At 70.2% G+C, this 12,697-nt stretch carries 19 protein-coding genes; all 19 read right to left on the reverse strand.

The annotated features are described in order from the left end of the window. Positions 1 to 43: 43 nt before the first annotated feature. The 19 genes from ACIRQP_RS01955 to ACIRQP_RS02045 all read right to left on the reverse strand — a co-directional run bounded on the left by ACIRQP_RS01955 (position 44) and on the right by ACIRQP_RS02045 (position 12,159). On the reverse strand, positions 44 to 1,312 hold the full coding sequence (locus tag ACIRQP_RS01955; protein WP_403881852.1) for a tyrosine-type recombinase/integrase: 1,269 nt from the start codon (positions 1,310 to 1,312) through the stop codon (positions 44 to 46). Between the two features lie 80 nt (positions 1,313 to 1,392). Continuing rightward, positions 1,393 to 1,620, reverse strand: a complete 228-nt coding sequence (locus ACIRQP_RS01960; RefSeq protein ID WP_403881854.1) for a helix-turn-helix transcriptional regulator — start codon at positions 1,618 to 1,620, stop codon at positions 1,393 to 1,395. A 174-nt stretch (positions 1,621 to 1,794) separates the two neighbouring features. Then, positions 1,795 to 2,946: a DUF3631 domain-containing protein gene (locus ACIRQP_RS01965; protein WP_403881857.1), complete on the reverse strand. Its 1,152-nt coding sequence runs from the start codon at positions 2,944 to 2,946 to the stop codon at positions 1,795 to 1,797. Then, a complete protein-coding gene (locus ACIRQP_RS01970) occupies positions 2,943 to 3,296 on the reverse strand; it encodes a hypothetical protein (RefSeq protein ID WP_403881859.1) in 354 nt (117 codons plus the stop codon). Before ACIRQP_RS01970 ends, ACIRQP_RS01965 begins: the two co-directional genes overlap by 4 nt. Further along, on the reverse strand, positions 3,293 to 4,189 hold the full coding sequence (locus ACIRQP_RS01975; protein ID WP_403881861.1) for a bifunctional DNA primase/polymerase: 897 nt from the start codon (positions 4,187 to 4,189) through the stop codon (positions 3,293 to 3,295). The genes ACIRQP_RS01970 and ACIRQP_RS01975 overlap by 4 nt, the downstream gene beginning before the upstream one ends. Next, on the reverse strand, positions 4,186 to 5,352 hold the full coding sequence (locus ACIRQP_RS01980) for a DNA cytosine methyltransferase (protein WP_403881864.1): 1,167 nt from the start codon (positions 5,350 to 5,352) through the stop codon (positions 4,186 to 4,188). The genes ACIRQP_RS01975 and ACIRQP_RS01980 overlap by 4 nt, the downstream gene beginning before the upstream one ends. A gap of 132 nt (positions 5,353 to 5,484) precedes the next feature. After that, positions 5,485 to 5,766, reverse strand: coding sequence for a hypothetical protein (locus tag ACIRQP_RS01985; RefSeq protein WP_403881866.1), 282 nt, complete (start codon positions 5,764 to 5,766; stop codon positions 5,485 to 5,487). 8 nt (positions 5,767 to 5,774) lie between these two features. Further along, on the reverse strand, positions 5,775 to 5,957 hold the full coding sequence (locus ACIRQP_RS01990; RefSeq protein ID WP_403881869.1) for a hypothetical protein: 183 nt from the start codon (positions 5,955 to 5,957) through the stop codon (positions 5,775 to 5,777). Between the two features lie 188 nt (positions 5,958 to 6,145). After that, entirely contained in the window at positions 6,146 to 8,350 is a 2,205-nt protein-coding gene (locus ACIRQP_RS01995; protein WP_403881872.1) for a cell division protein FtsK, read from the reverse strand. Positions 8,351 to 8,441: 91 nt separating this feature from the next. Beyond that, positions 8,442 to 8,621 carry a DUF6257 family protein gene (locus ACIRQP_RS02000; RefSeq protein ID WP_403881874.1) on the reverse strand — a complete coding sequence of 60 codons (180 nt, stop codon included), beginning with the start codon at positions 8,619 to 8,621 and terminating at the stop codon, positions 8,442 to 8,444. After that, positions 8,614 to 8,811, reverse strand: coding sequence for a hypothetical protein (locus ACIRQP_RS02005; protein WP_403881877.1), 198 nt, complete (start codon positions 8,809 to 8,811; stop codon positions 8,614 to 8,616). Before ACIRQP_RS02005 ends, ACIRQP_RS02000 begins: the two co-directional genes overlap by 8 nt. A gap of 99 nt (positions 8,812 to 8,910) precedes the next feature. Then, positions 8,911 to 9,285, reverse strand: coding sequence for a DUF6251 family protein (locus ACIRQP_RS02010; protein ID WP_403881880.1), 375 nt, complete (start codon positions 9,283 to 9,285; stop codon positions 8,911 to 8,913). Between the two features lie 102 nt (positions 9,286 to 9,387). Beyond that, positions 9,388 to 9,540, reverse strand: a complete 153-nt coding sequence (locus ACIRQP_RS02015) for a hypothetical protein (RefSeq protein WP_403881883.1) — start codon at positions 9,538 to 9,540, stop codon at positions 9,388 to 9,390. Next, entirely contained in the window at positions 9,537 to 9,749 is a 213-nt protein-coding gene (locus ACIRQP_RS02020) for a hypothetical protein (protein WP_403881886.1), read from the reverse strand. The genes ACIRQP_RS02015 and ACIRQP_RS02020 overlap by 4 nt, the downstream gene beginning before the upstream one ends. A 101-nt stretch (positions 9,750 to 9,850) precedes the next feature. Beyond that, positions 9,851 to 10,222 (reverse strand): RRQRL motif-containing zinc-binding protein, encoded by a 372-nt coding sequence (locus ACIRQP_RS02025; RefSeq protein WP_403881889.1) that lies wholly within the window; start codon positions 10,220 to 10,222, stop codon positions 9,851 to 9,853. Next, the gene (locus ACIRQP_RS02030; RefSeq protein WP_403882135.1) at positions 10,222 to 11,070 is read right to left on the reverse strand and encodes a protein spdB; all 849 of its coding nucleotides are present in this window, start codon (positions 11,068 to 11,070) and stop codon (positions 10,222 to 10,224) included. Before ACIRQP_RS02030 ends, ACIRQP_RS02025 begins: the two co-directional genes overlap by 1 nt. Before the next feature lie 20 nt (positions 11,071 to 11,090). Further along, a complete protein-coding gene (locus ACIRQP_RS02035; protein WP_403881892.1) occupies positions 11,091 to 11,441 on the reverse strand; it encodes a hypothetical protein in 351 nt (116 codons plus the stop codon). Beyond that, positions 11,438 to 11,893: a Pycsar system effector family protein gene (locus ACIRQP_RS02040; RefSeq protein ID WP_403881895.1), complete on the reverse strand. Its 456-nt coding sequence runs from the start codon at positions 11,891 to 11,893 to the stop codon at positions 11,438 to 11,440. Before ACIRQP_RS02040 ends, ACIRQP_RS02035 begins: the two co-directional genes overlap by 4 nt. Further along, positions 11,890 to 12,159 (reverse strand): DUF6284 family protein, encoded by a 270-nt coding sequence (locus tag ACIRQP_RS02045; protein WP_403881897.1) that lies wholly within the window; start codon positions 12,157 to 12,159, stop codon positions 11,890 to 11,892. Before ACIRQP_RS02045 ends, ACIRQP_RS02040 begins: the two co-directional genes overlap by 4 nt. Positions 12,160 to 12,697 lie beyond the last annotated feature (538 nt).

Raw genomic sequence — 12,697 nt, forward strand, 5'->3', positions numbered from 1 at the left:
GTTCACCGGAGCCACGGCAGACGGCCCTTTCTGCGGGCCGCGTTCACCCTGCGGCTTGCTCCGCTTCCTCCCCCTGGTCGTCGTCCTCGGGAACGCTGAACATCGCGTCGATGGCCTTACGGGCGCGCGCCTGGCTGTTCGGCATCAGGTGCGTGTACGTCCGGAGCGTGAAGCCCGGATCCGAGTGACCCAGGTACTCGGCAAGGGCCTTGATGTTCTCCCCGGCGTCCAGCAGGACGGACGCGTAGAAGTGCCTGAGCGCGTGCATGCCGTGCTCGCGCGACTCCTTGAACCGCTCCCCCGGCTCGCGCTCCGGGATGACGCCTGCGGAGACGAGAGCGGGCTTCCACAGGTACATGTTGAAGTAGTTCCGGTTCAACGGCTTCCGCTCGCGCGAGTAGAAGAGCAGCGTCGCCGTGACCGGCGGCCCGTCCGGTGTCTTCCACGGCAGCGTGACTTCGATCGGCGGCCGGCGGGTGATGTGCGCGGCAAGCGCGTATGACACCGCGTCCGGCAACGGGACGTCCCGCAGCTTGCCGCCCTTGGGTGGGGCGAACACGAGATGCGAACCCACCATCTTGACCTGTCGCACGACATGCACGACTCCCCCAAGGAAGTCGACTTCATCGGGTGCCAGCCCGAAGATCTCGCCCTGACGCAAGCCGCAGCCTGCGCCCGGGTCAACGAGGGCCTGGTATTCCTCTGGCAGGCCAGCCCGTACGTCGAAGACCCGCTCACGAGTCCACGGCTTGAGCTTTCGCGCGTCCAATTTGGGCGCGCGGACAGAACCAGCGCGGCAGGGGTTCCGAACGATAATGCCATCGTCCACGGCGGCGCCAAATGCTGCGGACACGTTGGCGAAGATGACGCGCTGATACGACGCGGCCATGCCGGAGTCCTTCAACGCGCGAGCCCAAGACCGAATGTGCCCCGGTTGGAACGCACTCAGCGAGCGCGACCCGATGTACGGGAAGACATGGAGCCGGAACCGCAGCTCCATGGCCGTGACGGTGGACACGTCCGTCGTGGCAGACGCCAACCACCCGGCGGCGAACTGTTGGAACGTCACCTTCCCCGCCGAGGGATCTACATACTGGCCGCGCGTCATGTCAGCCGCGATCTGCGTCAGCCACGACTCGGCCAAGCGCTTCTGCTTGTCAGGAAAAGAGCGGCTGCGCTCACTCCCGTCCGGCGCCACGTAGCGGGCGCGGTAGCGCATGCCGGTGCCGTGGCGGTCGGCCTTGACGCGCACGGTCTTGCCGTTGGGGCCGGTTTCGGTTTTGTACCAGCGGTCCTGGATGTGGCCTGCCATGTGGCGGGTGCTCCTTGGGTATGGCGGCGGCCGGTGGCGAGGGGTGCTCGCCACCGGCCGGGGTGCTGGGCTGGCTGGGGTCAGGCTGCTTCGGTCTCGTTCATGCGGTCGTTGACCCATGCGCGTACGGCGGCGGGGTCGTAGCGGACGTGTTTGCCGATACGGAATCCGGGAGGGCCGGTGCGCTTCTTGCGCCAGGCGTAGACGGTCTCCAGCGGGACACCGAACATGGCGGCGATGTCGTCGGGGGTGAGGTAGCGGTCCGGGAGTCCGGCCCGGAGCGTGGTCGTCGCGGACGCCGTTGCCATACGGGTCTCTCCTTTCGGGGAATCCGGGCCCGGGACCCCCCTCTCAGGTCCGCTACATCCGCTACACCGCTACATCGCAGGTCAGCGGCATGATTTTTGTAGCGGACGGGCGAGATGTAGCGGCTACGGCCGTTCGCGAGTGCGGGGGCGTAGCCGCTACATCGGGGTTTGCCGCTACAGATTCAATGGCTCTGAGCTGGGCTGTAGCGGTGTAGCGGTTGTAGCGGCTGTGGGGGAGGGGCAGTAGCGGGTCCAAGCGTCTTCGAGGTCTTTGACGAAGAAGCCTTTGAGGACTCCACCGGATGTGCGGATGTTGCGAGAGGCGATGGGTTCGTTGTCCGCCGTCATGTACTCGCCGAGCATCTTGGACAGTCGCCTGTTGTCGAGCGGCCGTCCGCCCATGTCGGCCCACGGGGCGTCATCGAGCGCGTTGAGGCGGTCGATGATGGCGACGGTGGGCAGCTTGTCGACGCCGATGAGGACGTGGTCACGCAGGTCGGTCAGAAGCCGCACGCCGAGACTGCCTTTGTCGTTGGCTTCGGATGCCTTGACCAGGGCGAGGCAGGCGGCGCGGGCCCGCTTGGGCCAGTGGCCGCCGGCCGCGTCCGCTACGGCGAGCAGGGGTTCCCACACATCTGCGGGGCGGTCGGTGACGCCGTCTGGCATTTCGGGCCAGGCGCCCATCACCCTGTCGTGCACCTGCTCTGCCCATGTGGCGAGCCGGTCTCGCAGGGCGTTGCCTTCCTGCTCGTGCAGCCTGGCCCGGTAGGGCTCCACCTTTTCGTTCCTCGCGCGGCGGCGCATGCGGATGATGACGGAGCGGGTGAGGATCGTGTCCGGCAGGGACCCCAGTCCGGCCACGGCCACGGCGGTGTAGGAGGGGAAGGGGGTCACGGTCTGGCTGTCGCCCACGCATCGGTAGGTGACTCCGGTACGGCGGTGCCCGGCGTTGAGGAACCCTCGCAGTTCCTCGTTGTCGCCTGCCTTGGGGCCGAAGACGGTATCGATCTCATCGAAGAGGATCGTGGGCCGACCGTCCGGACCGGACACCGCCCGGAACAGCGCCGCCGCGCTGGCGTTGACGGCCACCATGGGCTGAGGGACCAAGGTTTCTACGATCTCCAGCCCGCGCGACTTCCCCGAGCCCGGCTCGGGGGACAGGAACGCCAATCGCGGGGTGGAGTCGAAGCAGTCGAGCAGGTGGGCGTGCGCGTCCCACAGGACCGCCGCGACGTAGGCGGCTTCCATCGGGAAGATGTTGAAGCGGCGGTGGAAGGCTTCTACCTCGTTGAGCAGGGCCGCGCCGTCGATGCTGGTGTCGGTCATGCGGCGTTCCTCTCTTCCTGGGGGCTCCGGAGCGGGCAGGTGTCGCGGTGGGCGGTGTGGTCGGCGATCAGGGCGAGCACCTTGCGGTGGCCGGCGGCGAACAGGTCACGGCCGCACGCGCACCACGACGCCGCGGTCGGCGTGGCGCCCTTGGGGGCGGTGATGCGGAGCCAGGCGACCGGGTGCCGTCCGTCGCCCTGCTGCGGGTCCAGGCGAACAGCAGTGGGGACGCCTTCGGCGGCGACTTTCGGCGCGCTACTGCCGGACGGGGCCAGGGCTGGTTCGGCGGAGCGAGGGTGGTCGGTTGCGGCGGTGGGGCCTTCCAAGCGGGGATGGCGTCGGGTGCTCATGCCGTCTCCCGGGGCCGGGCGCTGCGGATGGAGCTGTCCAGGGCGCTGCGGATCGTGGCGCGGCACTCGGCAACGGTGAGTCCGCGTTCCTCTCCCGCCGCTTGGAAGGCCTGCTCAACCTCGTGGCGGGGAATGTCGCCCCACGCGACGAAGCGCCCCACCTTGAAGGCGCTGCGGTTGAGCGTGGTGTTGCCCTGCTTCTCAGGGGCCGCGCGGACCGTGTCGCATTCGCGGTCCAGGGCGGCTTGAGCGGCGCGGGTGCCGCACTTCGGCATGCTCACCACAACGGGCCGTGCGGGGGGCTGAGAGGGCTTGAGAGCGTCCAGAAGCCAATCCGGGGCTTGAGCTACCGGCGCGGGATCGACAACCGCGTAGGCGGCGCCCTGGACGATGCTGCCCGCGGCGACGACGTATCCGCCCCACGCTCGGGTGTCGATCAGCGGCCCGAGCCTGCCTGCCGTGTTGGCGAGCCGCGTGCAGGGCGGGGCGGTGAAGTAGAGGTGCTGACCGCCGCTCGCGGTCCGGGTGCGGTAGGTGGCGGGGCCGGGCTGCCCGGTGCGCTCGCAGAGCGCCTCGAAGGTCGTCGCGCCGGAAGGCGCGTCCGTACTGCCTTTGGTCGTGCGTTTGGGCATGTCCAGGTCCACGACGACCAGCCCGGAGGGGCCGGTGGCGATCCCGATGTTGAACGGGCACGTGGACCAGGCCCGGCGGATGCGGTCCGGGTCCGTGGTCGCGCGCTGCTCCCACTTGCGGTGGCCGGCCGTGCACTCCCCGGTGCGGGGGCAGGCGGTCTCGCCGTGGAGGGCGGGGCGCTTGTCGCCGGGCCGGAGCGGGAAGACGCGCCAGCCGCGTTCGGCGGCGTCCAGAGCGGCGTTCAGGAGGGGGCTGGTCATGCGGCGGCGCTCCCCTCAAGTGTGGCGGGGAGGCTGGTGGCGTTGAGGAGTAAGCCGTAGGCGTGGTGGGCCTGTTGGGGTACGACGCCGTTGCCGATGATGCGGAGTTGTTCCTTGCGGGGGATGTCGGGGACGTCGGTGACCCATCCGGCGGGCAGGCCCATGAGCCATTCCGCGAACGCCGGTGACAGGCGGCGGTTGCCGCGGGTGCCGGGTTCGGTCGGGCACGGGGCGGGCCGGCCGGTGACGTGCTCCCAGCGGCGGATCGCGGGACCGTAGTCGGTACCGTCACTGGCCACCCACCGGTCATCGAGCCGCACGGCCTGGCCGGGCAGGTAGTAACGGCCGGACGTGTCGCGCTGGTTCGGCCCGCCGTGCGGCCCGTCCGACGCCTTCGGGGTGGGCAGGAGGTTGACGACCACCTCGTTCAAGGGCCGACTGTTCCTGCCGAGCAGGTTGGAGGCCCCGGACTTCCAGTCCCGCGCCGCCGGCGTCGGGAGCAGGTTCACGCCTCCGGGGGCACCGGCAGCCTGGTCACCGCGGTGCGCAGGTTCAGCCCACCCTTGCGCTTCGGCGAGGTGCCGGGGCCGCCAGTGCCGTCCGAGCTGGTGGGGGTCGGCATCAGCGGGATGGGCAACTGCGAGCCAGCGGTCCCGCGGGTGCGGGGCGCCGACTTCGGGGTCACCAGCTCGTAGACATGTCCACCGGACGTCATACCCGAGCGCGGCCAGGTCTGCGGCGACGACGTCCAGCCCCCGCCCCCGCGAGCGGATCGCCGCCACATTTTCCAGGAAGACGTAGCGCGGTCGAAGGATGCCCACAGCCTCAGCGACGTTTTTCCAGACGCGCGACCACTGCCCATTGATTCCGTCCCTTCGTCCAGCGTTCGAGATGTTGCGGCACGGGAAACCCGCGCTGATGACGTCCGGCCGATACAGGTCGCGGACGCGCTGCCAGTCGGTGCGGGTGATGTCCCCCAGGTTCGGCACCCCGGGGTGATGCGCGGCGAACACGGCCGCGGCGTACGGGTCGTTCTCGGCATAGGCGACGACCTGGCCGCCGATGCCCGGGGTGAGGACGCGTTCGAGTCCGCCGTAGCCGGCGCACAGCGCCACCACCCGCGGCTGGTCCGGCACTCGCCGGATGGGGATCGGTTGAGTCATGCTGGATGTCTCCTGTTCTGAGTGAGCTGGAGACCAGGGCGGCCCGGAACTTTGGCGAGATGCGGGCCGCCCTAGCCGTGTCTAGAAGGGCGGTTCGTCGCCGTGGTCGCGGCGACGCTGGGGCAGGCGTTGTCAGGGGCTGAACCAGGTGACGGGCCGGGCGGAGGGGTGGTCGGCCGTGGTGGGTACGACCCATATGTCGTCGTCTCGTGCGTCGTATTGGACCCAGCCGGTGGACAAGTTGAGGTCCGGGTGCCTGGTGACGTTGGTGAGCCGTTCGCCGCATTCGGTGCGGTAGAAGGCGCTCAGGGCGGCGATGGCGCGGCGGCGGTCGTGAGTGAGGGCGGCGTCACTGTCCTCGAAGGTGAGGATGTGGACGCCGTAGAAGGTGGCGGTGACTTCCTCGTCGGTCACGAAGGCTCCTACAGGTCGGGTATGGCGTTGATGAGGGCGGTGGTGAGTTGGTTGATCGGTTCGGCGGCGCCGGTGGAGGCGAGGAAGAACCCGAATCCGGCGGCGACGGCGGCGGCTCCCCAGCCGAGGATGTGCGCGCGGAGCATGAGGAAGAGGGCGAGGCCGAGCAGGAGCGAGATGGTCAGAGCCACGGTGGCTCTCCCTTCATTGGAGTGCCGGCGTGGTCGCTGTTCTGACGCTGAGAGGGGTCCGGGGTGGGGGCGCTGGGACCCCTCTAGGGCCCTCTACTTCGCAGGTCAGACCCCTCTATGGGGGGTCTCTACCGTGGTAGAGGGGTCCCGCTACCGGAGCCGTTCGGGTAGCGGGGTTGGGGAGGGGGTCAGGCGGGGGCTCCGGTAGAGGGGGAGGGGTCTACCGCCCGTGCGGCGAGGAGCAGTTCCTCGGGTACGGCGGCTTCGAGATCGGCGCGGCGGTACCCGGCGAGGTTCTTGCCCTTGATGTTGATCTGCTTGGTGGTGCGCTTGACTCCGGCCGCGTCGAGTTCGGCGGCGAGCTTGTCGAGGTCCCAGTCCCCGTACCGGTCCTCATCCGCGTTGACGAGGCGGGCGAGGAGGTCGACGGAGTGCAGCCGGTCGGAGTGCCGCATGACGTCGAGGACGTCGGAGAGCACGGGTGCGATGGTGACCCCGACGCGTCCGGCGCCGGCCGCCACATCTCCGGCGGCGTCGCCGGTGATCTGCCCCACCGCCTCACGCAGTGTCCGGCCCTTGAGGCACAGGGAGTTGAACTCGGCGGTGGTGAGCAGGTCGTTCTTGACGGTGGCGTAGGAGGCGGGCCCGGTGACCAGCACGGTCACGCCCTTGTGCTCCTCGGACAGCAGGGAGGCGTCCGCGCCCATGGCCGCCTTCCCCGACCCGAGGACCATGTCCGACGATGTCTTGTCGGTGACCTGGGTGCAGCACCGGATGGTGATGATCTCCCGCAGCTTGGTCGGCACGCTCTTCGCGTCGGGGCGCTGGGAGGCGTAGTTGGAGATGAACCCGGCGGCCGGACCCCTGCGTGCGATCCGTCCGAGGTCGTCCACGACGGCCTCACGGTCCTTGTCGTCCATGGCGAGGAAGGCTTCTTGCAGCTCATCGACGGTGAGAAAGATGAACGGCATCTTGTACTTCTCGATGATCTGCGGGGTGAGCTTGCCTTCCGGGCAGATCGAGGTGGGCAGGCCACGGAACAGGGCGAAGCGCCGTTCCATCTCGGCGAGGAGTTCGGCCAGCATCTCCTTGAACGCGGTGATCGCGTCTTCCTCGGCACCGAGCACGAGGCGGTGGGCGACGTGCCGCATGCCCATCCAGTCCTGCCCGCCCTTGAAGTCGGCCACGTAGTGCCGCACCCACGGATCGAGGAGACCGGCCGCCGTCATCAGGCGCTGCGTGAACGTCTTCCCGCGCCGGGGCAGTCCGCCGAAGAACATGGACTGCCAGATCACGGGCACGCTCACCCGGTTGCCCCGGGCGTCGGCCCCGAAGGGGACCGCGTCCCAGATCGAGAACTTCTCCATCGTCGCGAGCGGGGAGGGAGTCGGGTCGGCGAGGTAAGGGTCATCGTCCGCCACCCACATCGACACCCGTCCCGCGTTGCCGCCCTTGGCCGCGCGGACCCGGGACATGATGACCTGGATCTCATCGACCCCGAGTTCCTGCGCGATCACCTCACGCTTCGCCAGCACATCCGAGGCGGTCTTGCCTCCGCCCCGGGGCATGTCGAAGATCACGGCCCAGCCACGGCCGTCCCGGACCGGGCCCATCGTGCACGACACACGCGGAGCGTCCTTCTCCGCATCCTTGCCACTGCCGCTTTTCAGGAGGCCGGCGGCACGCAGAGCGTCGTTGAGCTGGGTCGCGGACATGTCCACCTTGAGCGGCGGGGCGCCCTGGTCGAGGAGGTGGGTGTCCTTGCCGCGCCCGAGGTAGGCGAGCGGGGTGATGACGGCGCCCGCGATACCGGCCTGTGCCAGCGGGTCGAGGAGGGTGACGCCGATCGCGGAGGTGGCGACGACGACGGCGGCGGCGCCGAAGCGCCACCGGCGGCTGCGGGTGCGTTCCGCGTGTGCGGCCTGCAACCGGGTTGCCAGTTCGACGTCCTCGGGCTTGGCCTTGGCCTGTGCGCGCAGGGCTTTGACGGCCGCGCTGTGGTCCTGTGCGGACAGGGTGGGCCACAGTCCCACGGTGGCCCGGTAGAAGCCGCGTGCGGCCAGCAGTACCGTCTTGAACAGGTACTTGGGTGTGCGGATGCCGTGGTAGCGGGTGTGCCACCAGGTCAGCCGCGCGAGCGCCTTGGCGTTGGCGAGGATGGACGCGGTGGAGCGGGCCCACACCGGGAGTACGGGGGCGTCGGGCACGGTCAGCCAGTCGGCCAACGGGTTGTCGGGCCGGTCAACCGCCTCCACCCCGGCGCCCGCGTCGTCCACGGTCGCGTCGGCAGGGCCGGTGGGCTTGACCAGCGTCACCGGGGATCCGGCGGGCCGGTGGTCATCGAGGTGGTGCAGGCTTCCCATGTCGGGCGCCTCCGTGGCGAGTTCAGTCATGATGGGGGTCTCCTGCTCTGCCCACGTGGCGGGCGGGTTGGCCCGGGGCGGCCGGCTTCCTTGGCCGGTGTACGGCCGCCCCGGGGCGCAGTCACTTGCGGGTCTTGGCGGCACGCTCTTCGCGCTTGCGGGCGCCGTCGATGATGCGGTCGACCCGTCGTTCCAGGTCGCTGCGGTCGATGTCCTCGCTGACCGCGCACCGCTTGGTCATCCGGACCACCAGGACGGCGACCCGCGCCTTCTCCCCTGCGGTCAACTTCGGTTCAGCCACGGCCGCTCACCTGGCCGGTCTCGCCGTGCGCTCCGGTGTACTGCTCGGTGGCGGCGGCCAGGGCGAGTTGGGCCCAGACGGCGGCCTCGGCCACCTGCTGGGGCGTGATGGGGGGCTTGCACGGATTGCGGGCAAGGAGCGCTTCGGCGCGGGCCCGGTAGTCCTGGCTGGTCATCTGCCGGTCTGTCATGCGGGCGGTTCCTCTGCTTCGGTTGGTGTGGGGTGGTGGTGCGTGCCCCGGGCCGGAGTCGATCCGGCGCCCTCACGGCGTGGTTGCCGGGGCTGGCGCTCAGCGGCGCCGGCGGGCCTTCGCGAGGTTCTTGGCGGCGGCTTTGCCGTCCGTGCCGCCGACCGACCGGACGACCGTGACCAGGCCCCACGCGGTGACGACGACGACCAGCGCGACCACGGCCAGGGACACCGCCATCGACGTCATGGCGGCGACCAGCAGCGGACCGAAGTAGACGGACGCGCCGACCGCGCCGGCGCCGATCCCGGACCCGAGCGCGACGCGCTGCACCGTCCGGTCCGGCGGGGCCTGGTGGATGTGGACAACCTGCGGGGCGCCGGTCTGCTGCGGTACGGGCAGGTCCGACGGGGAGATGTAGGCGTGCGTGCCGTCCGGGAGCTGGACGACCGTACGCGGGACAGGGAGCTGTTCCATGCGTCCTCCGGTGCGTGGTCGGGGGTGGTGCGGGAGTGCCCCGGGCCGGAGTCGATCCGGCGCCCTCACGGCGTGCCCACCGGGGCTGTTCGTGCTGGTCAGTCACCACCAGCTCTTGTTCCTGCGGTCGGGGCATCCGTTGCGGGCGTGGTCCTCACACGGCTCGCACGGCTCGTTGTCCCGACCGATGCCAAGCCAGTTACCGCTGTGCAGCCGCGCGTGCTCCTCGCACTGCTCGCACCGGTCGTCACTCATCGGTTCCTCCCTTCCGGTCCGGACTGTCCGGCTCCCTCCGCGTACGCGGCGGCGATCTCCATGAGCAGCGTCTCGGCCCCCATAAGGCGCCCGATCAGTCGCCCGGTGTCGCCCATGTCGATAGGGCCGCCGGTCTCGATCTCGGCGACGTAGGCGCGCGCGGCCTCGATCGCGACGATCTGTTCGGCGGTGCGGGTGATGGAGTCCACGGGGATGTCCTCTCGTGTCGTGTCATTGGTGGTGCGGTGGGTAACCCGGGCCGGAGTCGATCCGGCACCCTCACGGCTGGTCGCCGGGGCCCTTGCGCTGTTCAGGAGGGATACGCGCACGTCACGCACATGCCGAGCGACGTCGGGATGCAGTACCCGGCGTCCGTACGGCACTGGGGGCAGGTACGGCGCGCGGCCATGGCCTTGGCGAGTGCGGCGGCGCGGCCCGGTGTCATGGGGCGTACGGGCTTGGCCTGGTCGATGCGGTAGAGGTAGGCGACCGACACGCCCGTCTTGCGGCGGCGCGAGCGACGCATCACCTGCGCGGCGACCGACTGCCCACCGGGGCGAAGACCCCGGGCCCGTAACTGGCGGCGGGTGGCGTAGCCGTCGGGGGCGAAGCGCCACGGGAACGTGGGTATCCCGTGGCGCGCGCCGGTCGGGTCGTAGCACTTGCCGAATGCCGGGGACATCAGGCGGCCAGCCGCTTCCACGCGGACCGCAGGCGGACCTCGGATGCGGAGTGGCCGGCCGCACGGAAACGCGCGGCCATCTCGCGGTAGGACAGGGCCGGGGTTTCGCTGTGACGGATCTGGTCGACCAGCACGTCAAGCGCGTCATCCGTGAGAGCGGGGCCCGTCTCCAGCGCGAGCGTGGTGACCGGCTGGGTGGGGCCCCAGAGAGGCAGCTCCCAGCGAGGTGTGACGCCGGGTGTGACGGGGGCCGTCACGCTGGTCAGCGCCCTGCCGGTCTCCTTGCCCTCCCGTGCCACGGCCAGCGTCGACCACGCCCCCGAGAGGGTCTCAGCGGTGGCGGCTTGGACGCGTGCGACGCGTGCCCCTGCCTCCGTCACGGCCGTCAACCGCGTCTCCTCGGTGGCCGCTTCCGCCCTCAGCCGGGCCCGCGCCACTGCGGCTTCGTCCCGGGCTTCCTGCTGGATGCCCTGGATCGCCTCCAGCGCCTCGCCGGTGAGGGCGGTCCGCTCCCACATGGAGTGGACCAGCCACAAGGCTTTGGCTGCGATGGGGAGCCAGGCGACGGCGAGCCACGCGCCGGGGCTCTCCTCGCCGGTGAGCGCGTGCGCCACCAGGACGCCGGTCGCGACCGCGCCGAATGCCCAGCCGACGCGGGTGACGGCGGTGGAGTGGTCGCCTTGTGCGGCCAGGCGGCGTTCGTAGGCGAGGGTGGCCAGCCATCCCCCGTCGATCCCGATGCCGACGACCAGCGCGACCGGCCATGGCATCGACTTGCCCAGCCACATCACGACCACGGCCAGGGTGAGCACCATGGACACCGCCGTCATCGCGGCGGCGGGCAGCATGGTCTTGACGTTCTTGGCGTTCACCGCGCACCCTCGCCCCGGCCTGCTGCCGCCTGCGGGACGCTCGCGTAGGCGATGAGGCCCACTTCCGCATCCCCGAAGCGGCAGTCCGCGCGCAGTACCCGTGTGCCGCCGTTGGCCTGCACGCGGAAGGTGACCGTGTCCGGGGCGATGCCGAGTGCGTCACGCCATGCCTCGAACGCGGCGAAGCTGTCTCCCATCGCCACGTCGTGCAGTGACAGTTCCAGCCGCTCGACAGAGATGGTCGACAGGTGCACGTCCGGCGCGGGCAGGTGCGGGAAGTCCAGGGCGAGCAGCCGCAGCGCCCGCATCGGCACAGCCAGTCCGCCAAGCGTCAGTGCGTCCGTCATACCGCACCCCCCACCGCGATCACGACGGCCACGATCAGCAGCACGCCGGCCGCGCACGTCAGATCAACCGCACGGCGCAGAGCCTTGAACTTGCCGACCGCGATCCGGGCAAGGGTCGCGATGTGCTGCGCCCGCTTGTCCTCGTCCAGCTCGGTGCGAATCTGATCAGCGGTGAGCGTCGCCCACCGGGGGAAGCCCACCGGCCGGGCACCACCGAGGTTCGGGCGGACCGCCCGTAGCAGCAGACCGGCCGCAGCGACCAGCAGCGCCACCCCCATACCGCCGACCATCAGCGCGGCGGCGGGAAGGGACGCGTCCTTGGCGACCGTCCACACACCGGCCAGCAGCGCGCCGATGAAGGCCAGCAGCAGCCCGGTCTTGCTGTCCGTCCGAGCGATCTCGGCCTTCACTTCCGCGTGCGCGGCGGTCAAGCTCGTGTCCAGGGCGCTCATGCGGCACCCCCGGGCACGGTCACCGCGGCGGACAGGTTCGAGAGCCCCCGGCGTGCGGCCAGCACCCGCCGACGCGCCCGGCGGACACGGCGCGTGTCCAGCTCCGTGACCGGCCGGTCGATGGTCATGATCTGCGCGTCGAGAAGGGCGATCTCCGCCGTGATGACGGGCATCTCCCACTCGATCGCGTCCAGCTCCGCATCCGTGGGTTCACCCTCGAAGCGGTCGGTGGTAACGATCGCCTGAAGTGCAGCGATGTGATTCATGAGTCGGTCTCTCCCTAGCAGGTGGAACGGCTCGACAGCGGCCCCGGGTGGCTAGACCCGGGGCCGCGCGCCGTCATGGATGGAGTGCCCCGGGCCCGATCCGATCGGGCGCCCTCACGGCGTGGATGCCGGGGCGAGTGGTGCGTCATCGTCACTGCTCTGACGCCAGCAGGGCGGCGCGTACCAGGTGGCAACCATGGGGTTGACCTCCAGAAATGAAGGGCTGATCCCCAGGGCTGTTCTCCAGAGCTGGCACGCAAGAAGTGGCCGCCGGCGGCCGTAACCCGGGCCGTTGCGGAGACAGGGACTCGAACCCCGTCGTGAGTTCACTGTGCAGTTGTCAAAGATCAGACCCTCCCCGGCAAGCGCGGTAACCCCTGGTCAGAGGGGCTCCCGTCCTCACGGGACCCGCCGGGCGCTCTACGGTCGTGCGGTTCGAAGCGGCCCAAGTAAGGGACCTGCATCTGCGTCTCCGCTTCGTTCGCGGCGACATGAACTAGCTTGCACTAGCTCAAGCCAGCGCGCAACCCCCATGGAG

It is taken from the genome of Streptomyces sp. NPDC102274, from assembly GCF_044766385.1.
In the GTDB taxonomy this organism is placed as follows: domain Bacteria; phylum Actinomycetota; class Actinomycetes; order Streptomycetales; family Streptomycetaceae; genus Streptomyces.

What these genes read in the sequence shown, in the direction of transcription:
- ACIRQP_RS01955 (WP_403881852.1), bottom strand. Translation starts at nt 1,312, where the DNA reads ATGGCAGGCCACATCCAGGACCGCTGGTACAAAACCGAAACCGGCCCC.
- ACIRQP_RS01960 (WP_403881854.1), bottom strand. Translation starts at nt 1,620, where the DNA reads ATGGCAACGGCGTCCGCGACGACCACGCTCCGGGCCGGACTCCCGGAC.
- ACIRQP_RS01965 (WP_403881857.1), bottom strand. Translation starts at nt 2,946, where the DNA reads ATGACCGACACCAGCATCGACGGCGCGGCCCTGCTCAACGAGGTAGAA.
- ACIRQP_RS01970 (WP_403881859.1), bottom strand. Translation starts at nt 3,296, where the DNA reads ATGAGCACCCGACGCCATCCCCGCTTGGAAGGCCCCACCGCCGCAACC.
- ACIRQP_RS01975 (WP_403881861.1), bottom strand. Translation starts at nt 4,189, where the DNA reads ATGACCAGCCCCCTCCTGAACGCCGCTCTGGACGCCGCCGAACGCGGC.
- ACIRQP_RS01980 (WP_403881864.1), bottom strand. Translation starts at nt 5,352, where the DNA reads ATGACTCAACCGATCCCCATCCGGCGAGTGCCGGACCAGCCGCGGGTG.
- ACIRQP_RS01995 (WP_403881872.1), bottom strand. Translation starts at nt 8,350, where the DNA reads ATGACTGAACTCGCCACGGAGGCGCCCGACATGGGAAGCCTGCACCAC.
- ACIRQP_RS02005 (WP_403881877.1), bottom strand. Translation starts at nt 8,811, where the DNA reads ATGACAGACCGGCAGATGACCAGCCAGGACTACCGGGCCCGCGCCGAA.
- ACIRQP_RS02010 (WP_403881880.1), bottom strand. Translation starts at nt 9,285, where the DNA reads ATGGAACAGCTCCCTGTCCCGCGTACGGTCGTCCAGCTCCCGGACGGC.
- ACIRQP_RS02015 (WP_403881883.1), bottom strand. Translation starts at nt 9,540, where the DNA reads ATGAGTGACGACCGGTGCGAGCAGTGCGAGGAGCACGCGCGGCTGCAC.
- ACIRQP_RS02025 (WP_403881889.1), bottom strand. Translation starts at nt 10,222, where the DNA reads ATGTCCCCGGCATTCGGCAAGTGCTACGACCCGACCGGCGCGCGCCAC.
- ACIRQP_RS02030 (WP_403882135.1), bottom strand. Translation starts at nt 11,070, where the DNA reads ATGCTGCCCGCCGCCGCGATGACGGCGGTGTCCATGGTGCTCACCCTG.
- ACIRQP_RS02035 (WP_403881892.1), bottom strand. Translation starts at nt 11,441, where the DNA reads ATGACGGACGCACTGACGCTTGGCGGACTGGCTGTGCCGATGCGGGCG.
- ACIRQP_RS02040 (WP_403881895.1), bottom strand. Translation starts at nt 11,893, where the DNA reads ATGAGCGCCCTGGACACGAGCTTGACCGCCGCGCACGCGGAAGTGAAG.
- ACIRQP_RS02045 (WP_403881897.1), bottom strand. Translation starts at nt 12,159, where the DNA reads ATGAATCACATCGCTGCACTTCAGGCGATCGTTACCACCGACCGCTTC.